This is a genomic window from Tistrella mobilis (assembly GCF_041468085.1).
In the GTDB taxonomy this organism is placed as follows: Bacteria; Pseudomonadota; Alphaproteobacteria; order Tistrellales; family Tistrellaceae; genus Tistrella; species Tistrella mobilis_A.
On the sequence record NZ_CP121014.1, the window covers coordinates 415,064 to 438,740 of the forward strand.

Consider the following 23,677-nt stretch of genomic DNA (forward strand, 5'->3'; position numbering starts at 1 on the left):
ATGAACAGCGGGCGCATCCTCCCCGAAGACCGCCGCCGCAAGCCCACCCCCTGGACCGCCCGGCTGATCCGGGATGACGGGCTTGTGGCGACGCCGCCGCCGGCCTGGCTGCCGCCGTTCTACGACCTGTTCCATGCCAAGGTCACCGACCCCGCCTATCCCTGCTTCTTCGGCACCCTGGCCGAGCGCAAGGGGGAGATGTTCTATGCCTGGGTCGACCGGGCGGATGACCTCTCGGGCGTGCCCGCGGCGATGGCCACGTTCCTGCGGCTGGCCGCCGAACGGCCGGAGGAGAAGAACAACTTCGCGCTGTTCTTCCCGCCGGATCCCGAGCCGCTGCCGCATGCCGGCTATCGTGACCGTTTCTGGCGGGTGTTGCAGCACCTGCACGATCACGACCCGGCGCCCACTTTCGAAACGCTGGAGACCGAGCCCGACGACGCCGCCTGGGAATTCGGTTTCGGCGGCGAGCAGATGTTCGCGGTCGGCTGCGCGCCGTCCTATAAGGCGCGCGACAGCCGCAATCTGGGGCCGGGCATGGTGATCCTGTTCCAGCCGCGCAGCGTGTTCATCGACACCATCACCAAACGCGAGATCGGGGCCGAGGCGCGGGCGGTGGTGCGCAAACGCCTGCTCGCCTGGGACGGCCAGCCGGTCCATCCCGATCTGGGCGTTTATGGCGACACCGACAACCGGGAATGGAAGCAGTATTTCCTGGCCGACGGCAACGACCCGGAAGCCGGGCGCTGCCCCTTCCTGGTCCGGCGCGACCGCAGCTTCGCCGACACGCTGACCGCCCTGCTGGTGGGCCGCGGCCGCCATCAGGCCGATCTGCCAGCGATCACCGTCGTGACCGATGGGCCCGACCTGACCTATGGCCCCGACCTGACCTATGGCCGGCTCGACGCCCGCGCCCGCGATCTGGCCGCCCGGCTGGCCGATCATGCCCGCCCGGGCGACCGGGTGATGCTGCTTCTGTCCCCGGGGCCGGACTATGTCGCAGCCCTTTTCGCCTGCCTCTATGCCGGTCTGATCGCCGTGCCCGTCGGGGCAGGGAGGGGGGCCGATCCGGCTCGGTTGCAGGCGATCCGCGCCGATGCCGGTCCGCGTATCCTGTTGGCGGATAAGGCGTCCGGGTGGCTTGTGGCCAATATGGCCACAACAGGTGATGAAACAGTCATCTATTCTGATACAGACCTCGCCGCGGCTCCCCGCAGCTTCGAACCTGTGGTTGCCTCGGCGGAAAGCCTGGCCTTTCTGCTCTACGAACCCGGCCCGGCCGCGCCCGGCTCTGCCGCAGCCCGGGGGGTGATGCACAGCCATGGCAGCGTCATGGCGGCACTGCTGGTCGCCCGCCGGCTGCTGGGGCTCGCCCGCGGCGATGTGGTGGTCAATGTGCTGCCGCTCGACCGGGCGGCGGGGCTGATCGGCGGGGTGCTGGCGGCGATCTTCGCCGGGCTGAAGCTGGTGATGGCCGATCCCGACCGGGTGCAGGCCGATCCCGTCCTCTGGCTGCGGGCGATCGCCGGGCAGGGTGGTACGGTTTCCGGCGGCAGCGATGCCCTCTGGCGGCTCTGCCTCGATCGGGTGGGCACCGCCGATCTGGCCGGGCTGGACCTTTCCCGCTGGCGCGTCGCCTGGTGCGCCAGCGGCGCCCTGCCGGCAGAGATGCCGGCGGCCCTTCACGACCGTCTCGCCCCCGCCGGCCTGCCCGCCACCGCCTTCCACCCCTGCCACGGCCTGGCCGAGGCCGGGCTGCTGATCGCGGGTGACCGGCCCGGCCAGGGGGCCCGCATCGTCGCGGCCCCCCGCAATGCCGCCCGCATCGGCACCGTCACCGCCGCCGCCCCCCGCCTGATCGCCTGCGGCCCGGCCGCTCCCGGCCACGAGATCGCCATCATCGACCCCGCCACCCGCCACCGCCTGCCGGCCGGCACCATCGGCGAGATCTGGACCCGCGGCCCCGCCATCGCCCGCGGCTACTGGAACCGCTCCGACGCCACCGCCGCGACGTTCGATGCTCGCATTGCCGGTAGTGACGACAGCGACAACACGCCTTGGTTGCGAACCGGCAGCCTCGGCGCCCTGATCGACGGCGAACTGCTGGTCTGCGGTGCAACCGACACCCCGATCCTCATCGCGCCGGCACCCATGTCGGACACCACCGGCGCCGCGCCATCCTCTGCCACGTCCACCGTCATCCCCGCGCAGGCGGGGATCCAGGTTCCTCTCCGCGCGAAGGCCGCCGCCGACCCGGCCGTCCCGACTGCGACGCGGCCCGGCCTGCAAGAACCGGCCGGCACCGCCGACCCGGCCCCGACCACCGCAAACCTGGATCCCCGCCTTCGCGGGGATGACGGGGGAGAGGGCGGTGCGGTGACGGGCGCCGCCGTGCCGGCCACGGATGCAACGCCCTCGTCCCGCGACCACGCACCGGCCCTTGAGGCGTCAGCGCCCCCGTCCCGCGATGGCGAACCGGCCCTTGAGCCGGCAACGACCCTGTCCCGCGCCGACGCTGCCCATCCGTCCCCCAACCCTGATACCGTCATCCCCGCGCAGGCGGGGATCCAGGTTCCTCTCCGCGCGAAGGCCGCCGCCGCGATCCCCGCCACCGTCGGCCAGCAGGGCTTCTGGATCGACTGGCAGCTCGACCCCACGGATGCCCGCTGGAACGTCTCCGCCCGGCTCAGCCTGGCCGGTGATCTGGCGCCCGAGGTCGTGCGGGCGGCGATCGGCGTCATGATCGCCCGCCATGATGCGCTGCGCGTCCGCTTCGCCGAGGAAGACGGCACGCTCTGGCAGCTGATCGCGCCCGAGCCGCAGTTCGAGTGGCGGGCCGGTGCCGATGCCGATCTGGACGAGGCCGCCCGCCGGCCCTTCGATCTGGCCCGCGGGCCCTTGCTCCGCGCCGATCTGGTCGCCGACGGGCCGGGCCGGCACCTGTTGCAGGTGGTCGTTCATCACGCCGTCACCGATGGCTGGTCGGCGGGCATCATGCTGCGCGACATGATGATGGCGCTGGCCGGGCGCCGGCTGCGCCCGGCGCCCGACTATGCCGCCGCCATCCGGGCGGCGGCGCTCGATCCGGATCACCTTGCCCGCCAGCTGGCCTGGTGGTGCGACCGGCTTGCCGGTGAAACCCCTGAACTTCACCTGCCCCGGCGTGCGGGTGCAACGCCGGGTGGCCCCGGGCGGCGCGTGTCGCGCATGGTGTCCGCGACGCTCGCCGCCCGCCTGGCCGAGGCCGGGCGGGCGCGGGGCGCCACCCGGGCTGTCGTGCTGCTGGCGGGTTTCGCCGCGCTGCTGCACCGTCATGGCGGTACGGCCGCCACCCGTATCGGCATCGCGCGGGCGGGGCGGGGTGGCGCCGCTTCACGTCACGTCGTCGGTTTCTTCGTCAACACCCTGGTTCTGCACACGGATCTGCCTGCGGGGCTTGATGCCGGCGGGCTGATCGACCGGGTGCGCGACGGGCTGAGGGAGGCCGAAGCCCATGGCGATCTGCCCTTCCCGCGGCTGGTGGCGGCGCTGCGCCCCGATCGCCGCGCCGGCCGCAACCCGCTGGTCAGGGTGATGTTCAACCACCAGCCCGGCCGGCTGGACCGGCGTCTGGCCGATGGCCCGGCCGCGCTTGCCGGCATCGAGCTGGACCCGGGCACGGCCGAGATCGAGCTGTCGCTGGGCATCAGCGAAACCGCCGACGGCCTGGCCGTCGCCTTCGACCATGCCGCGGCCGCCTTCGCCGCCGCCGACATCGAACGCCTGGCCGACGACTATCTGGCCATCCTGGAGGCCCTGGCCGCCGACCCCGCGCGGCCGCTGGGCGCGCTGCCGGTCGGCCTGCCCGCGCCGCATCCGGCGGCGACGCCCGTCTTCCTGCCGGCGGCCGCCCGCATCGCCGCCCGGGCCGCCGCCGACCCTGCCGCCCCGGCGCTGATTGTGGAAGGCGAGAGCTGGAGCCGTGGCCGTCTGGACCGCTGGTCCGATCATATCGCCCGCGACCTGCTCGATGCCGGGCTTGCCCCCGAAGAGCGGGTCGGGCTCGATCTGCCGCGCGGTGCCGCCATGGTCGCCGGGCTTCTCGGCATCCTGAAGGCCGGCGGTGCGGTGGTGCCGCTCGACCCGGCCCTGCCGCCCGCCCGCCGCGCCCTGATCCTGGCCGATGCCGGCATCCGCCGCGTGCTGACCGATGCCACCGAACCCGATGCCACCGAACCCGATGGCCCGGATCTGCCGCGCGTTCTGGAGCCGGTCGTCCCCGGTCAGATCGCCTATGTGATCCACACCTCCGGCTCCACCGGCACGCCCAAGGGTGTTGCCATTCCGCAGGACGCCCTCTCGGCCCATCTCGACGACTACACAGCCTGCTATGGCCTGACCGCGGCCGATCGCGTGCTGCAATTCTCGACCCTCGGCTTCGATGCCGCGTTTGAGCAGCTCTTGCCGGTGCTGGCCGCGGGCGGCACCGCCGTGCTCCGCGGCCCCGAGATCTGGGACCATGCCACGCTGAACACGCGCCTTGCCGCAGACCGGGTGACGCTCGCCTATCTGCCCACTGGCTATTGGCGCCGCTGGCTCGACGATCTGCCGGCGTCACTCCCGGATCTGCGCCTGATGGTCGTGGGTGCGGAAGCGCTGGGTGGCGATGCCGTCGGCCTCTGGCGCGCCGGCCCGCTCGGCCATATCCCCCTGCGCAACAGCTATGGCCCGACCGAGGCCACCATCACCGCCACCGATCACGAGACCGGCCCGGCCGACATCCCGTCGCCCCAGGTCGCCATCGGCCGCCCCTGGCCCAGGCGCCTGGCCGAGCTGCGGGATGCCCATGGCAATCCGGTGCCGGTCGGCGGTGTCGGCGAACTCTGCCTGGGCGGTGTGGCGCTTGCCCGCGGCTATCTGAACCGCCCCGGGCTTACGGCCGAACGTTTCGTGCCGGCCGCGGGCGGCGGGCGGCTCTATCGCACCGGCGATCTGGTGCGGCCGCGCGCCGATGGCACGCTCGATTTCCTCGGCCGCGCCGACAGCCAGATCAAGCTCCGCGGCTATCGGATCGAGCCGGGAGAGGTGGAGGCGGCGCTCCGCCGCCAGCCCGGCGTGCGCGATGCCGTGGTCGGGCTGATCGCCGGCCGGCTGGTCGCCCATGTGGCGGGCGAGGCCGATGCCGCCGCCCTGACCGCTGCGCTGGCCGCCGACTTGCCGGGCTGGATGGTGCCCCAGGCCATCCTGGTGCTCGATGCCCTGCCGCTGACCCCGGCGGGCAAGATCGACCGCCGGGCGCTGCCCGAGCCTGCGCTCGCAGAAGTTGCGGGAGAGGAAGCAAAAACCACCAATGAGACGCTACTGCTGACCATCGCCCGCGAGCTGCTCGGCCGCGCCGATCTGGGCGTCACCGATGATCTGTTCGCGGCCGGGGCCGATTCGATCCTGGTGCTGCAGCTGGTCGCCCGTGCCCGTGCCGTCGGGCTTGCCCTTACGCCCCGCGCCGTGTTCGACCGGCCGCGCATCGATCGTCTGGCCGCCGTTGCGGGGGCCGCCGCCGCCCCGGCATCGCTGCCACCGCTGACCGGCACCGACCTGCCGCTGACCCCCATCCAGGGCCGTTTCCTTGCCCGCCATGCCGAACCGGCCAGCCCCTGGAACCAGGCCGTGCTGCTGGAGCTGGCCGACGACATCGGGGCCGACGACGTCGCGGCGGCGGCGATCGCCGCCGCCCTCGGCCGGCTCGTCGCCCTGCATGATGCGCTGCGCCTGCGTCTCCGCCGCGACCCGGACGGGGGCTGGCACCAGCAGATTGCGGAGGAGGAGGGCGCGGAACTGCTCGTCGCCCCCGCCGATCCGGCCGATCTTCATGCCATGGTCGATCCGGTTCATGGGCCGGTGCTGCGCGCCGCGCTGATCGAAGGCAGCCCCCGGCGGCTGATGATCACCATCCACCATCTGGCGGTGGACGGCGTCTCGTGGCGCATCCTGCTCGATGATCTTGCAACCCTGCTTGCCGGGCGCGAGCCGGCCCCGGCCACGACGCCCTGGAGCCGCTGGGCCGCCGCTCAGCCGGCCCGCGCCGCCGCGGTTCAGGGCCGGGCCGATCACGACCAGACCAGTCTCTGGCGCCGCCGTCTTGCCGGGGCCGCCCCGACATTCGGCCCTCACCGTACCGGCCGCCGCCGGCGCGTGGAGCTGATCGTCGATGCCGCCGCGGGCCGCGACGAGCTGCTGCTGGCGGCCCTCTCCCGCGCCCTCGGCCGCCCGGCGCTGGTCGAGATCGAAACCCATGGCCGCGATCTGGCGGGCCCCGACACGCCCCTTGACCGCACGGTCGGCTGGTTCACCGCTACACATCCGATGGTTGTCACTCCCCAGGATGACGACCGGGTTCTGGTTGCAAGTCTGCGGGCTGCCCGCATCGGTCTGCCGCTGGGCGGGGCGGCGCACGCCCTGGTCGACGGGCTCGACGACCTGCCGCGCCCCGACATCGCCGTCAACAATCTCGGCCGCTTCCCCGAAGGCGCGGGCGTGCTGCGCCTTGTCACCGACATGATCGGCGACCCCACCGGCGGCATCGCCCCGGAACAGGCTCTGGTGCTGGATGCGCTGACCATCGGCGACCGGCTGCATCTGCGTTTCGATGCCGACGAGGTGGTGCCGGATCTGGATCATTTCGCGGAACGTTTCGCCGCCGCCCTCGACAGGCTCGGCCGTCTGGCCCTGCCGGAGGATGCCTGGCCGGCCACGCCCATGCAGCAGGGCATGATCTTTCATGCCCGGCTTGCCCCCGCGGACGGGCTCTACATCAACCAACTGCGTCTCGACCTCGCCGGCCGGGTCGATCCGGCCGGGCTGGAGGCGTCGTGGAACGCGGCCCTGGCCCGCCACCCCGTCCTGCGCAGCCGCTTCGCCGAAGCCGGGGATGGCAGTCTGATCCAGATCGTGGAACCGGAGGCACAGCTTCGGCTCACCTGCATCGATATCGATGCAGTTGGACATTACATCGATGTCGATGCATCCGGTGGCAGATACATCGACGTCGATGCATTTCTCAGCGCCGATGCCGCCCGTGGCATCGACACCGCCACGGCGCCGCTGATGCGCCTGACCCTGCTCCGTGGCGCGCGGGCCGACACCCTGGTCTGGACCTGCCATCACGCCATCACCGACGGCTGGAGTTCCGCCCGCCTGCTGGCCGAGATCGCGGGTCTGGCCGATACTGCGCCGGCAGGGGCCGGGCAGGGGGGCAGCTATCGCGACCATGTCGCCCGGGCCGGCGCCCGGCCGGTGGATGCCGGCTGGTGGCGGGCGCGGGCGGCGGCGGTGACCGACCCGGTTCTGCTGCTGCCGGCGCTGGGCCGGCCCGAGGCCCCGGTGCCCGGTCGCGCCTGCCGGACCATCCGGCTCGATCCCGCCCGGACCGCCGCGCTGAAGGCCGCCGCCGCCGCGGCCGGCGTGACGCTCGCCACCCTGGTGCAGGGCGCCTGGGCGTTGATGCTCGCCCGGCTGGGCGGCCGCAATCAGGTGGCGTTCGGCGTCACCGTGTCGGGCCGTCCGGCCGATCTGCCCGGTGTGGAAGCGATCCAGGGGCCGTTCCTGGCCAGCCTGCCGGTCTGGGTCGATCTGCCCGGGGCGGCACCGCTCGCCACCTGGCTGCGCGGTCTGCAATCCGAAACCATCGACCTGGCCGACCAGGCCCATGCCGGCCTGGCCGAGATCGGCCGCATCACCGGCCTTGGTGCCGAGGGGCTGTTCGACAGCCTGCTGGTGGTGGAAAACTACCCCCTCGACCCGCGCCTGATGACCCGCGGCTTCGGCGCCCCGGTCATCGCCGCGGAAATGGTCGAGCGTACCCATTTCCCCCTCACTCTCGCCGTCATCCCCGAGGCGGCGGCCGAAGGGGCAGTTGCCGAAGGGGCTGCTGCCGAAGGGACTGCTGCCGAAGGGACTGGGGGGCAGGGTGAGCGCCTGGCGCTGCGCTTCGACCACGACGCCACCCGCATCGACCCCCCGACCATCGCCGCCCTGGCGGAGGGGCTGGCCGGTCTGCTGGGGCGGCTGGCGGCGGATATCAACCAGAATCTGGGCAATATCGCGCTGGTTCTGCCGGATGCCGCCGCTCCGGCCCTCGACACTGCGGCGCCCCTGTCACATCCAAACGGTGCCGTTCCATCCATCAAAACCCATACCGTCATCCCCGCGCAGGCGGGGATCCAGGTTCCTGTCCGCCCGAAGGACATCGCCGATCCTGGTGCCGCCACCCCCTTCACCCCCATCCTCACCCCCATCGCCGCGCATGCCGCGGCCGATCCCGACCGTCCGGCCGTCACCATGGGGGATGACCGGTTGACCCGCGGCGCGCTCGACCGGCTGTCGAACCGCATCGCCCGGCAGCTCGCCCGCGCGGGCGTCGCCACCGACCGGCTGGTCGGCCTCTGCCTGGACCGGTCGCCGGCGCTGGTGGCCGGCGCCCTCGGCATTCTGAAGGCGGGCGGCGCCTATGTGCCGCTCGATCCGGCCTATCCGGCCGAGCGGCTGGCCGGCAGTCTCGACGATGCCGCCCTGGCCGTGATCGTCACCGACCGGGCCACCGCCGATACCCTGGGCGGCCTCTTCGCCGGCCGGACCCTGGTCCTGGTCGATGCGCCTGATGAAACCGACGATCGCCCGCTGGCAACCCCCATCCACCCCGACCAGCTCGCCTATGTCATCTACACCTCCGGCTCCACCGGCCGGCCCAAGGGGGTGGGGATCACCCATCGCAACCTCGCCCGGCTGCTGACCCGGACCAGCCATTGGTACGGCTTCGGGCCGAACGACGTCTGGCCGCTGTTCCATTCCTTCGCCTTCGACGTTTCGGTCTGGGAAATCTTCGGCGCGCTGAGCACGGGGGGCCGGCTGGTGGTGGTGCCCTGGTGGACGGCGCGCGATGCCGGCGCCTTCCACGCGCTGCTCCGCGCCGAGCGGGTCACCGTGCTCAACCAGACGCCGTCCGCCTTCCTGCCGCTGATGCAGGCCGACACGGCCGCCGCGGAACGGCTGACCGATATCCGGGTGATCGTCTTCGCGGGCGAGAAGCTGGAACCGGCAAGCCTGGCCGGCTGGCTGGCGTTGCGCGGGGCGACCGCGCCGGTGCTGGTCAACATGTACGGCATCACCGAGACCACCGTGCATGTCACGTATCGCGAAACCACTGCCGCCGATGCCACCCGCCTGCCGCCGCGCAGCCTGATCGGCGTGCCGATCCCCGATCTTACGCTTCACGTGGTCGATGCCGATCTGAACCCCACCCCGCTCTTCGGCACCGGCGAACTGCTGGTGGGCGGGCCGGGCCTTGCCCGCGGCTATCTGGGCCGGCCGGCATTGACCGCGGAACGCTTCATCCCCGACCCTTTCGGCGCGCCCGGGGCGCGGCTCTACCGCTCGGGCGACCTGGTTCATCTGATGGCCGACGGCATGCTCGACTATGTCGGCCGCAACGATTTCCAGGTGAAGATCCGCGGCTTCCGCATCGAATTGGGCGAGATCAACGCCGCCCTGCTCACCGCGCCCGGCATCCGCGAGGCTGCGGCGCTGGCGGTCGATAACGGTGCGGGGGGCCGGCGCATCCTCGCCTGGCTGGTGATGCAGCCGGGCGCCGTGCTCGATGCGGCGGCCCTGCGCGGCCATCTGGCCGCGCGCCTCGCCCCGCATATGATTCCGGCGGGCTTCATCGCCCTCGACCGCATGCCGCTCACCGTCAACGGCAAGCTCGATCGCGCGCGCCTGCCCATGACCCTCGCCCCCGAAGCGGGTGAGGGGGATGGTCCGGCATACGAGACGCCGGCCAATGCGACCGAGAGGGCGCTGGCCCGGATCTGGGCCTCCGTGCTGGGCCTGGCACAGCTTGGCCGCACCGAGGATCCGTTCGTGAACGGCGCCGATTCCCTGCTGGCCATGCGCGCGCTCGCCCGCATCCGCAGCGAGTTGGGGGTGGACCCGGGCCTCAAGGCGCTGTTCGACCATCCGACGGTGGCGGAACTCGCAAAAGTTGTTGATGAGGCCGCAAAGCACGATCTTCAGCTGTTGCCGTTGCGTGCGGATGCCGGCCGCGCGCCGCTCACCCCCGGCCAGGACGGGTTGTGGTTCCTCTGGCGCCTCGATCCGGCCAGCACCGCCTATACCGTCGCCGGCGCGCTGTCGCTGACGGGTGCGGGGGCGGGTGCGGGTGCCGGGGCGGCGGCGGTCGATGCCGCGGCCCTGCGCCGGGCGGTGGCCGATGTGGTGGCGCGTCACGAGGCGCTGCGGGTGCGGTTCGCCGACACCCCGGCCGGCCCCGTGCAGCTGATCGACCCCGCGCCGCGCTTCGTCTGGCAGGAGATCGACCTCACCGCCGCGCCGGAGACGCTGCCCGATCTGCTTGCCGGTTTCGCGGCCGAGCCCTTCGACCTCACCGCCGGTCCGCTGCTCCGCGCCCGGCTGGTCAGGCTCGCGCCCGACCATCGCGTGCTGGCGCTCGCCACCCATCACATCGTCGCCGACGGCTGGTCGATGACGGTTCTGGCACGCGAGATCGCGGCCCTCTGTCGGGGCCGCCCGCTGCCGGCGCCGGTCTCGGGCTGGGGCGACTGGTCGGCGGCCGCGCGCGCGGCGCTCGATCAGGGCCGGCTCGCCGATCAGATCGCCTGGTGGCAGGCCGAACTCGGCCGTGACCATCCGGTGCTGCGCCTGCCCGTCGATCGCCCGCGCAAGGGCGCCCGCAGTGATGCCGGCGGCCGGGTCGAGCGCCGGATCGATGCCGCCGCCATGGCCCGCATCCGTGCCGCCGGCCGCGGTGCCACGCTGTTCGTCACCCTGCTCGCCGCCTTCGACATCCTGTTGCACCGCCAGGGCGGCGACAGCGATATCCGCATCGGCGTGCCGGTCGCCGGCCGCACCGGCCCCGGCACCGAGGACATGGTGGGCTTTTTCGTCAACACCCTGGTGTTGAAGGCCGAGATCACCGGCGGCATGCGCTTCGGCGATCTGGTCGATCAGCTCCGCCGCCGCAGCCTGGAGGCCTGGTCACGCCAGGATGTGCCGTTTGCCGTGCTGGTCGACCGGCTGGGGGGCGAGCGCAGCCTGGAGCGCACGCCGCTTTTCCAGGTGATGTTCAACCTGCAGCAGCAGGATCCCTCCGCCGCCTCGCCGGGGGACGGCATCCATGTCGACATCGTCGAAAACCCGGTCGCCACCGCCCGTTTCGATCTGGTGCTCGATGTCGTGGAGCGCCCCGACGGGCTGCGGCTGGCCTTCGACTATGCCGCCGACATCTTCGAGGCCACCACTGTTGCGCGTCTCGCTGATCAATACCTCTATCTTCTGGGGCAGATCACCAGCGGCGCCGACCCGCTGATCGCCGCTCTTGCCCTGCCGGCACCGCGCCCCGCCGCCCTGCCTGCCGCCCCGGTCCGCCACCGCTTCGACCCCGTCGCGGCCCGGATTCTGCGCCGTGCCGCGCAGCTTCCCACCCGGGAGGCGGTCGCCTGCGAGGGTATAAGGGTCTCTTATGGGGATCTGGACCGGCTCTCCAACCGCGTCGCCGCGGCGCTGATCGCCGCCGGGCTTCAGCCGGAAGAGCGGGTCGGCCTGCTGCTCACCCGCACGGCCGAACTGCCGGCCGCGCTGATCGGCGTGCTCAGGGCCGGCGGCGCCTTCGTGCCGCTGGACCCCGCCTATCCGGAAGACCGGCTGGCCGATATGGCTGCCGATGCCGGCATCCGCCTGGTGCTGGCCGATGCCGCGACCGACGCGGCCCTGGGGCCGCTGCTGGCCGGCCGGCAGGTCATCCGCCTCGACGCCCTGCCGGACGGGGATCGGGCGGCAGGCCCCGTCGCACCCGTGCTGGCCCAGGTCCACCCCCATCAGCTGGCCTATGTCATCTACACCTCCGGCTCCACCGGCCGGCCCAAAGGTGTCGCCATCTCGCAGGATGCCTTCAGCCTGCATATGGACGATTTCCTGGCCACCTACGGCATCGCCGATACCGACGTGGTGCTGCAGCAGTCGACGCTCAATTTCGACGTCGCGCTGCACGAAATGCTGCCGGCGCTGATCATGGGCGGCCGCATCGTCATGCGTGGTCCCGCGATGTGGGACCTCGCGACCCTCAGCCGGGTGCTGGCGGAAGAGCGGGTCACCGTCTCGCGCATTCCCACCGCCTATTGGCAGCAATGGCTGCGCGATCCGCCGCGCGACCTGCCGCATCTGCGCCAGGTCACGGTCGGCGGCGAGGGCCTGCCCGGCGATGCGCTGCGCCGCTGGCGGGAGGGGCCGCTCGGCCATATCCGTCTCGACAATCTTTACGGCCCCACCGAGACCACCGTCGCCTGCATGCACCGCATCACCACGCAGGAGGATGCGGCGTGCCTGATCGTGCCGATCGGCACCGCCTATCCCGGCCGGACGGTCGCGATCATCGATGCCGACGGAAATCACGTACCTGTCGGTGGTTACGGGGAACTCTGCATCCAGGGTGACAGCCTGGCTCGCGGCTATCTGGGCCGCCCCGGCCAGACCGCCGAGCGCTTCGTGCCCGACGAACAGGCCTGCGGGAACGGCGCGCCGGGGGCGCGTCTCTACCGCACCGGCGATCTCTGCCGCATGCGCGCCGACGGGACCGTCGACTTCCTGGGCCGGCTCGACGCCCAGGTGAAGCTGCGCGGGTTCCGCATCGAGCCCGGCGAGATCGAGGCCGCGATGCGTGCCTGCCCGGGCGTGGCGGATGCCGTCGTTGCCCTGATCGGCGCGGGAGAGGGCGCGCGGCTTGCCGGCTACATCACCGGCACGGCCGACCCGGCCATGGTGGCGGCTGCGCTGGGCCGGCGCCTGCCGGCCCATATGGTGCCGGCCACCATCACCCCGCTCGCCGCGCTGCCGCTGATGCCCAATGGCAAGGTGGATCGCAAGGCATTGCCCGAGCCCGGGCTTGCCGCGGCGGGCGAGGCCGTCGCGGCCACCACCGACGCCGAAGCCGCCCTGCTCGATGTCTGGCAAGAGGTGCTGGGCCGCGACGATTTCGGCGTCACCGACGGCTTCTTCGAACTCGGCGGCGACAGCATTCTGAGCCTTCAGGTGGTCGCCCGCGCCCGTGCCGCCGGCTGGGTGATCACGCCCACCCAGATCTTCACCCATCCGCGCATCGACCGCCTGGCCGCGGTCGCCACCCCTGCGGTCACCCGAGAGGTCGCGGCCGAAATCACCGACACGCCCCTGCCGCTCACCCCCATCCAGCAGGGCTTTTTCGACCGCCACCCCGATGGCCCGTCACACTGGAACCAGGCGGTTCTGCTGATCCCCGACCCGGCCGTGACGCCCGAGGCCCTGGGGGCAGCGCTGGCCGCCCTGGTCGCGCGCCATGATGCGCTGCGCCTGCGCTTCGCGGCCGACGATGCCGGGGGCTGGACCCAGCGCGTTGCGCCGGTTGAAACCGCGACGCTGCTGGTTCATCGCGCCATCGCCGCCGATGCGCTTGAAGACGCCTGCAGCGATGTGCAATCCAGCCTCGACATCCGGACCGGGCCGCTGCTCCGTGCCGGCCTCTTCGACCTGCCCGGCGGCGAACGCCGGCTGCTGATCGCCATCCATCATCTGGCGGTGGACGGCGTGTCGTGGCGCATCCTGGGGGCGGATCTCGCCACGGCACTTTCGGGTGCACCGCTGGCCCCCGTGCCCACCCCCTGGAGCCGCTGGGTCGCCGGGCGTGCCGCCCTGGCCGCGACACCCGCACTGGATGACCAGGCCGCCTGGTGGCGCCGGGCGGCAGAGGGGGCCGGACCCTGTTTCCCTGAGCGCCCCTGCTTCCCTGAGCCCCCCTGCTTCCCTGAGCGCAACGCCTTCCCAGAGCACATTGGCCCCCGCGGCCTGACCCTGAGCTGGCAGGCCGATCCCGCGCTCACCGCCGCCCTGATCCAGGATCTGCCCCGCCGCTTCGGCCTGGGGGTCGAAGAGCTGCTGGCCACAACCCTTGCGCGTCTGCTCGCCACCATCACCGGACGCACCCATGTCGGGATCGATCTGGAAGGCCATGGCCGCGATACGGACCCTGCCGATACTGCACCGGCCGCCGATCTCTCGCGCACCATCGGCTGGTTCACCGCCCGCTATACCCTGGCGCTGCCGGGGGCGGGGGATGCCGCCGCCGTCTTGGCCGCCATCCGCCAGATGCTGAAATCGGTGCCCCATGGCGGCCGCGATCGGGGCTGGATCAGGGCGCTGGACGATCTGCCGCGGGCCGATGTCAGCCTGAACTATCTGGGCCGGGTCGATCTGGGTCTTGCCGGCGGCAGCGGTTTCGCGCTCGCCCCGGAAGGCACCGGGCGGCGCACCGCGCCGGGCATCGGGGGCAGCGGCCATGCGCTTGCCGCCGACGCGCTGATCCGCGACGGCCGGCTGGTGATCGACTGGCGCTCCGACGGCGCCCTTGCCGATGCCGCCGCGCTCCGCAACCTGGCCGAGCAGTTCGGCGCCCTGCTGGCCGAACTGGTCGAAACCTGCCGCACCACGCCGCCGGCGCTGGTGCCGGCGGATGTGCCGCTGGCCGGGCTGGACGCGGCGGCCCTGGCGCGGCTTGGCCTCACCCTTGGCGCGACGGAAGATGTCTATCCGGCGACCGGCCTTCAGGAAGGGCTGCTGCTTCATGCCGGCGACGCACAGGACGGTCTTTATATCAATCAGTTGCATCTGGTTCTTGAACCGGAAGCGGATATCGGTGTCCTGATCGACGCCTGGCGGGCCGCCATCCGCCGGCATGCGATCCTGCGCACCCGCTTCGCCTGGGATCATGGCGGTGCCGCGCTGCAGATCGTCATGCGCGATGCCGTGCTGCCGGTCGCGCGTCTCGACTGGCGGGCTCTGGACGCCGACGGCCACGACCGCCGCCTGGCCGCCTGGGCCGCCGAAGACCGTCGCCGCGGCATCGATCCCGCCGTGGCGCCGCTGGCCCGGTTGACGGTGATCGCGCGCCCCGACGGCGGCCACGACCTGTTCTGGACCAGCCATCATGCCTTGAGCGACGGCTGGAGCCTGGCCCTGCTGATGGGCGAGATTGCCGCCGATTATGCCGCCCGCATCGACGGCGCGCCGGCCGGTCTGCCGCCGGTCCGCCCCTGGCGCGACCATGTCGCCGCCACCCTGGATGCCGGTCGCCGCTTCACCCCCTGGTGGCAGGCGGAAGCCGCGCGCCGCGACGATCCGGCCCTGCTGCTGCCGCTGCTGAATGCGCCCGCCCTACCGGCCGGCGAGGTCGCCGCCGGCCCCTTCACCCGCCACACCCCGCAGGGCGAGGCGGCGACCGCCCGCCTCGCCGCCGCGGCCGCGCGCGCCGGCGTCACCCTCGCCACCCTGGTCGAGGCCGCCTGGGCGCTGACCCTCGGTCGTCTCGGCCATCGGAACCAGACCGTGTTCGGCGTCACCATGTCCGGCCGCGGCGCCGACCTCCCCGGCATCGACCGGATGATCGGCCTGTTCATCAACAGTCTGCCGCTTGTGGTGGATCTGCCCGCGGCGATGCCGGTCAGCCAATGGTTGCAGAACATCCAGACCGACGCCGCCAGCCTTCGTGCTGCCGAGGCGACACCGCTCGCCACCGTCCAGCGCGTCACCGGGCTGGCCGGCGATGCCCTGTTCGACAGCCTGCTGGTGTTCGAGAACTACCCCGTCGACGGTGCGCTGGCCGACAGCCGGCTGGGGCGGCTGGTGCGCAGCCTGGCGATGGAGGAACGCACCCATTACGCCGCAACCCTGGCTGCCGTGCCGGGCCGTGGCCTCGATCTGCGCTGGGGCTTCGACGGCGCCCGCGTTTCGCCATCCGATGCCGATCGGCTGACCGCCTGCTTCCTCAACCTGCTGGCGGCGCTGCCCGACCATCTCGACCAGGCTTTGGGCCGCCTCGCCTGGGCGGGCGATGTGCCCCCCCAGGCGGCGGAACACCCCTTCCGGCCCGTCACCGCCCGCCTCGCCGCGGCCGCGGCCGCACACCCGCATGCCATCGCCATCACCTGCGAGGGCGTGTCGATCACCCATGCCGCGCTGGATCGCCATGCGAACCAGGTGGCAGGGCGTGTGGTGGCCGCCGCCCCGGCCCCGGCCACCGCGAACCTGGATCCCGGCCTTCGCCGGGATGACGGGGAAGAGGCCGGGGCGGGCGACGGCATCGGCCTGCCGGCCATCGACGCAGCAGCACCTGCGACCGTCGCGATGCCCCCGTCACGCGCCGACAGTGCCGTTCCGTCCACCAACCTTCATACCGTCATCCCGGCGAAAGGGCGTGTGGTGGCCGTCGCGGCGATGCTGCCCACCGAAGGCGTGGCCGCCGCCCCGGCCACCGCGAACCTGGATCCCGGCCTTCGCCGGGATGACGGGGAAGAGGCCGGGGCGGGCGACGGCACCGGCCTGCCGGCCATCGACGCAGCAGCCCCTGCGACCGTCACGATGCCCCCGTCACGCGCCGACAGTGCCGTTCCGTCCACCAAAACCAATACCGTCATCCCGGCGAAAGGACGTGTGGTAGCCGTCGCGGCGATGCTGCCCACCGAAGGCGTGGCCGCCGCCCCGGCCACCGCGAACCTGGATCCCGGCCTTCGCCGGGATGACGGGGAAGAGGCCGGGGCGGGCGACGGCACCGGCCTGCCGGCCATCGACGCAGCAGCCCCTGCGACCGTCACGATGCCCCCGTCACGCGCCGACAGTGCCGTTCCGTCCACCAAAACCAATACCGTCATCCCGGCGAAAGGACGTGTGGTAGCCGTCGCGGCGATGCTGCCCACCGAAGGCGTGGCCGCCGCCCCGGCCACCGCGAACCTGGATCCCGGCCTTCGCCGGGATGACGGGGAAGAGGCCGGGGCGGGCGACGGCACCGGCCTGCCGGCCATCGACGCAGCAGCCCCTGCGACCGTCACGATGCCCCCGTCACGCGCCGACAGTGCCGTTCCGTCCACCAAAACCAATACCGTCATCCCGGCGAAAGGACGTGTGGTAGCCGTCGCGGCGATGCTGCCCACCGAAGGCGTGGCCGCCGCCCCGGCCACCGCGAACCTGGATCCCGGCCTTCGCCGGGATGACGGGGAAGAGGCCGGGGTGGGCGACGGCACCGGCCTGCCGGCCATCGACGCAGCAGCACCTGCGACCGTCACGATGCCCCCGTCGCGCGCCGACAGTGCCGTTCCGTTCTCCAAAACCAATACCGTCATCCCGGCGAAAGGGCATGTGGTAGCCGTCGCGGCGATGCTGCCCACCGAAGGCGTGGCCGCCGCCCCGGCCACCGCGAACCTGGATCCCGGCCTTCGCCGGGATGACGGGGAAGAGGCCGGGGTGGGCGACGGCACCGGCCTGCCGGCCATCGACGCAGCAGCACCTGCGACCGTCACGATGCCCCCGTCACGCGCCGACAGTGCCGTTCCGTTCTCCAAAACCAATACCGTCATCCCGGCGAAGGCCGGGATCCAGGTTCCTTTCCACCCGAAGACCGCCGCCCACCCCGGCACCCCCGACCTGACCGACACCCCCATCGGCCTCTGCGTCACCCGCGGGCCGGCGCTGGTGGCCGGGCTGGTCGGCATTCTGAAGGCCGGCGCCGTGGCGGTGCCGCTGGACGGCGATCTGCCCGATGCGCGTCTGGCGCAGATCATCGCCGGGGCCGGGCTGTCGCTGGTCGTTGCCGATGCCGCCGGTCGCGATCGTCTCGCCGGCTTCGGCCTGACCATCATCTCCGCAGAAGAGGGCAGCGACGCGGCACCGGCGGTCGATGCCGTCCGCCACCCCCAGGCGCTCGCCTATCTGCTCTACACCTCCGGATCGACCGGCACGCCCAAAGGTGTCGCCATTCCCCATGGTGCCCTGGCCGCCCATCTGGATGACCATGCGGCCCGTTTCGGGCTCAGCGCCGATGATCGCGTGCTGCAATTCTCGACCCTCGCCTTCGATGCCGCCTTCGAACAGCTGCTGCCGATCCTGGCGCTGGGCGGCACGGTGGTGATGCGCGGCCCCGATCTGTGGGATTACGCCACGCTCAATCAGCGACTTGCCGCCGATCGCGTTACCGTCGCCTATCTGCCGACCGGCTATTGGCGGGGCTGGCTCTCCGGCCTGCCCGCGACGGCGCCGGCATCGCTGCGCATGCTGGCGGTGGGGGCGGAAGCCCTGGGCGGGGCCGCGCTCGGCCGCTGGCGGGACGGGCCGCTCGGCCATCTGCCGCTGCTCAACACCTATGGGCCGACCGAGGCCACCATCACCGCCACCGGCCATCTGACCGGGGCTGCCGACATCGCCGCCGCCCAGGTGCCGATCGGCCGGGCCTGGCCGTCGCGGCGGGTGCTGATCCTCGACACCCATGGTAATCCGGTGCCCGAAGGCGGTATCGGCGAGTTGTGCATCGGTGGCCCGGCACTGGCCCGCGGCTATAGCGGCAGCCCCGGCCAGACCGCGGCGCGCTTCGTGCCCGACGCGACCGGCCGCCCCGGCGCGCGGCTCTATCGCACCGGCGATCTCTGCCGGCGCGAGGCCGGCGATGTGTTCCGCTATCTGGGACGTCTCGACGATCAGGTGAAGCTCCGCGGCTACCGGATCGAACCGGCCGAAATCGAGGCCCGGATCCGTGCCCTGCCCGGCATCCGCGATGCCGCGGCCGGCGTGATCGGGCAGGGGGAGGCGGCACGCCTCGTCGCCCATATCGTCGGCGATGCGACGCCCGAGGCGGTGCGTGCCGCACTTACCCGCGATCTGCCGGGCTGGATGGTGCCGCAGGCGATCCTGCCCCTCGACGCGCTGCCGCTGACGCCGGCGGGCAAGCTCGACCGCCGGGCCCTGCCGGTACCGGCGGCAGATCTCCCGGCGCATCAGGCGCCGCGGACCGGGGCCGAACGCCTTATGGCCGGCCTCTGGTCGGCCGTGCTCGGCATTAAAAATCCCGGCGTCACCGACGACTGGTTCGCGCTCGGCGGCGATTCGATCCAAAGCCTGCAACTGGTCGCCCGTGCCCGCGCGGCGGGGCTGAAGCTCACCACCCGGCAGATCCTGGAACATCCGCGGATCAAGGATCTGGCCCGGCTTGCCGTTCCGATCAGCGAAACGCCTGATCTTCCGGTGGCCGATGGCGCGGCCGCCGATCCCTTCGCGGCCGTCCGCCAGGTCTTCGCCGAGCTGGGCGAGCCTTTCGACGCGGTCGAGGATGTCTATCCCGCCACCCCTCTGCAACAGGGCCTGCTGTTCCACGCCCGCACCGGTGCCCGCGACGGGCTTTATGTCAACCAGCTGCGCATCACCGTCGACGGCCCGGTCGATCGGCAGGCGCTGGCCGGCGCCTGGCGGGCGGCGATCGCCCGCCATCCGATCCTGCGCACGCGTTTCGAATGGCGGCATGGCGGCGAGGCCTTGCAGGTTGTCCAGCGCGTCGCTGAACCGGTGGTGATCGAAGAGGATCACGGCCTTGCCGACCTGGCGGCGCATGAGAGCCGGCTTCGCGCCTGGCGGGCGGAAGATCTGGCCCGCGGCTTCGATCTCACCCGCGCGCCGCTGGCCCGGCTCGCCATCCTCCGCCGTCCCGATGGCGGCAACGAGCTGATCTGGACCGCCCATCACGTCATCACCGACGGCTGGAGCACCGCGCGGCTGCTGGCCGAAATCGCCACCGACTATGCCGCCCGCCGGGCCGGCGGCGTGGCCGATATCCCGGCGCCGCGCCCCTGGCGCGACTATGTCGCCTGGGCGGCCGCCCGCCCCGATGCGGCGGCGTGGTGGCAGGAACAGGCGGCGCGGCTGGCCGATCCGGTGACGCTGGCCACCGCTTTCGGCGACGTCACCCCGGCCGAGCCGGCTGCAACCGATGATCATTTGATTATCCTGGATGACAATCTTTCGGAGTCTCTGCGACGTCTCGCCCGTCGGAACGGCGTGACCCTCGCCACGGTGATGCAGGGCGCCTGGGGCCTGTTGCTGGCCCGCGCGGGCGGCGGCCGGCAGGCGCTGTTCGGCATCACCACCGCCGGCCGCCCGCCCGAACTCGACGGGGTCGAGGCCATGCAGGGGCCGTTCATCAACAGCCTGCCGCTGCTGGTCGACACCGCCCCGGGCCGGGCGCTCGGCGCCTGGCTGCGCGATCTCCATGCGCTGGGCGGCGCGCTGCGCGAGGTGGAACACAGCCCGCTGGCCCGGGTGCAGCGCTGGATGGGGCGGAGCGGCGATGCGCTGTTCGACAGCCTGCTGGTGTTCGAGAACTACCCCGCCGACCGCGCTTTGGGCGACACCGCCTTCGGCGGCCGCATCGCCGGGGTCGAGACCACCGAGCGCACCCATTACCCGCTGACGCTCGCCATCGCGCCCGATGCCGCCATCACCCTGGGCTTCGGCTTCGATCCGGCGCGGCTGCCGGCCGATCTGGTGGCGCGGATCGCCGGCCTTTATCGCGACCTGCTGGGGCGTCTGGCGGAAGCGGCCGATGATACGCCTCTCGGCGCGCTCCGCCTCACCGACCAGGGCATGCCAGAGGTCAACGCCCCCGCAAGCCCGGACGTCGTCACCCGCATCGCCGCCCGGATCGCCGCCACCCCCGCGACCATCGCGCTCCGCACGGGCGGCGAGGGCTGCGACTACGCCACCCTCGGCCACCAGGCCGGCGGGATCGCGCGGCGCCTGCGCTCTGCCCCTGCCACCGCAAACCTGGATCCCGGCCTTCGCCGGGATGACGGGGGAGAGGAAGGAGGGCAGGCCGGCGCCGCCGTGCCGGCCATGAACGCCGCATCGCCGCTGTCACACGATGAGGGCGCCACTCTCGGCCACCAGGCCGGCGGGATCGCGCGGCGCCTGCGCTCTGCCCCTGCCACCGCAAACCTGGATCCCGGCCTTCGCCGGGATGACGGGGGAGAGGAAGGAGGGCAGGCCGGCGCCGCCGTGCCGGCCATGAACGCCGCATCGCCGCTGTCACACGATGAGGGCGCCACCCTCGGCCACCAGGCCGGCGGGATCGCGCGGCGCCTGCGCTCTGCCCCTGCCACCGCAAACCTGGATCCCGGCCTTCGCCGGGATGACGGGGGAGAGGAAGGAGGGCAGGGCGGCGCCGCCGTGCCGGCCATGAACGCCGCATCGCCGCTGTCACACGATGAGGGCGCCACCCTCGGCCACCAGGCCGGCGGGATCGCGCGGCGCCTGCGCTCTGCCCCTGCCACCGCAAACCTGGATCCCGGCCTTCGCCGGGATGACGGGGGAGAGGAAGGAGGGCAGGCCGGCGCCGCCGTGCCGGCCATGAACGCCGCATCGCCGCTGTCACACGATGAGGGCGCCACCCTCGGCCACCAGGCCGGCGGGATTGCGCGGCGGCTGATCACGGCCCCTGCCACCGCAAACCTGGATCCCGGCCTTCGCCGGGATGACGGGGGAGAGGAAGGAGGGCAGGGCGGCGCCGCCGTGCCGGCCATGGCCGCCCCATCGCCGCTGTCACACGAGGGCGGTGCCGTTCCGTTCTCCAAAATCAATACCGTCATCCCGGCGAAGGCCGGGATCCAGGTTCCTCACCGCCCGAAGAACATTGCCGATCGGGCCACTGCCGAGGGGCACCTCCTGCCCCCCGACACCCCCATCGGTCTCTGCGTCACGCGCGGGCCCGACCTCGTCGCCGGCTTCCTGGGCATTCTGGCGGCGGGCGGGGCGGTGCTGGCGCTGGATCCCGATCTGCCGGATGCCCGGCTGCATCTCATGCTGGAAGATGCCGGCGTGACCCGGGTGGTGGTCGATGCCATGGGCCGCGCGCGCCTCTCTGGCCTTGCCCGGGATCTGATCCTCGTCGACGTCGCGGGCGAGGGCGCGCCGCTGGTCGTCGCCCATCTTCACCCTGACCGAATCGCCTATCTGATCTACACCTCCGGCTCCACCGGCCGGCCCAAGCCGGTTGCGGTGTCGCATGGCGCGCTGGCGGTTCATGTCGATGACTACATCGCCGGATATGGGTTGACCGCAGAGGATCGCGTGCTGCAGGTCTCGACCTTCGGCTTCGATGCCGCGATCGAGCAGCTGCTGCCCGCCCTCACCATCGGGGCACGGGTGGTGATGCGCGGTCCCACCCTCTGGTCGGCGGAAGAAATCACCGCCGAACTGGCCGCCGAGGCGGTGACGGTCGCCTATCTGCCCACCGGCTATTGGCGGATGTGGCAGGCGGCGCCGGGCCGGGCGGATCTGCCCGCCCTCCGCCTGGTCACCACCGGCGGCGAGGCGCTGGCCGGGGCGGCGCTGGCCGACTGGCTGGCGGGCCCCCTCGGCCACGTGCCCTTCCTGAACAGCTATGGCCCGACCGAGGCGACCATCACCGTCTCGGCCCATCGCAGCCGGGCGGCCGACGCCCTGCTGCCGGTGGTGCCGATCGGCACCGCCTGGGGCGGGCGGAGCCTCGCCGTCCTGGATGCCGAGGGCGACCCGGTTCCGGAAGGCGGAACCGGTGAACTCTGCATCGGCGGCCCGGCGCTGGCCCGCGGCTATCCGGGCCGGCCGGGGCTGACCGCCGAACGCTTCGTGCCGGCCCCCGGCGGCGGCCGCCTCTACCGCACCGGCGATCTGGCCCGCCGGGGCCCCGACGGCGCGATCCGCTTCCTGGGCCGCATGGACGGACAGATCAAGCTCCGCGGCTTCCGCATCGAGCCGGGCGAGATCGAGGCCGCCTTGCGCAACGAGGCCGGCATCCGCGATGCCGTGGTGGTTCTGGCGGATCAGGGCCGGGATGGCGAGGCCGCACGGCTCGTGGCCTATGTCACCGGCACGGCCGATCCCGACCGGCTGAAACAGGCCCTCGGCCACCGTCTGCCCGGCCATATGGTGCCGCAGGCGATCGTGGTGCTCGACCGGCTGCCGCTGACCCCGGCCGGCAAGCTCGACCGCAAGGCGCTGCCGGCCCCGGAGGCACCCCCGGCGCTGCCGGTCACCCTGCCGCGCGATGCCGTCGAAACCGCTCTGCTCGATCTGTGGCGCGGCCTGCTGGGGCGCGCGGATTTCGGCATCGACGATGACGTCTTCGACCTCGGCGCCGATTCGATCCTCAGCCTGCAGCTGGTCTCGCGCGCCCGCCGTGCCGGGCTGGTGCTGACCCCCGCCCGGGTCTTCGAACATCCCCGCATCCGCGACCTCGCGGCCGCGGCCGGCCGCATCGACGCGGCGGGGGGCGGCGGGATCCTGGCGCAGGGCGACATCATCGGCCGCGCCCTGCCGCTCACCCCCATCCAGGCGGCCTTCTTCGAGATGTACCCGCAAGGTCCGTCGCACTGGAACCAGTCCGTGCTGCTCACCATCGACGGATCGGTCGGGCCCGACGATCTCCGCGATGCGCTCGACGCGCTGGTTGCCGCCCAGGATGCCCTGCGCCTGCGCTTCGCCACCGACGGTCAGGGGCGCTGGACCCAGAGCGTTGCACCGGACGAGACGGCAGAACTGCTCCGGGTCATGGCGATCGGCGACGAGGCGGCCGATCTGGACCGGGCGGGCGAGGCGATCCAGGCCTCGCTCGACATCCGTACCGGCCCGCTGATCCGCGCCGGGCTGTTCCGCCGCCCATCGGGCGACCGGCTGCTGATCGCCATCCACCATCTGGCGGTGGACGGTGTCTCGTGGCGGATCCTGCTCGAAGATCTGGCCCGCGGCGCCGCCACCCGCCCGGTTCTGCCCTGGAGCCGCTGGGTGGACGCCCAGGCGGCCTATGCCG

1 protein-coding gene (only partly in view) is annotated in these 23,677 nt (G+C 72.6%); it reads left to right on the forward strand.

From position 1 onward, the window contains the following. A protein-coding gene (locus tag P7L68_RS01775) for a non-ribosomal peptide synthase/polyketide synthase (protein ID WP_371998719.1) crosses the window boundary here: on the forward strand, positions 1-23,677 show its 5' portion. 833 nt of this gene lie beyond the right edge of the window; the window shows 23,677 of its 24,510 coding nt (coding positions 1-23,677); the start codon lies at positions 1-3; the stop codon falls past the right edge of the window.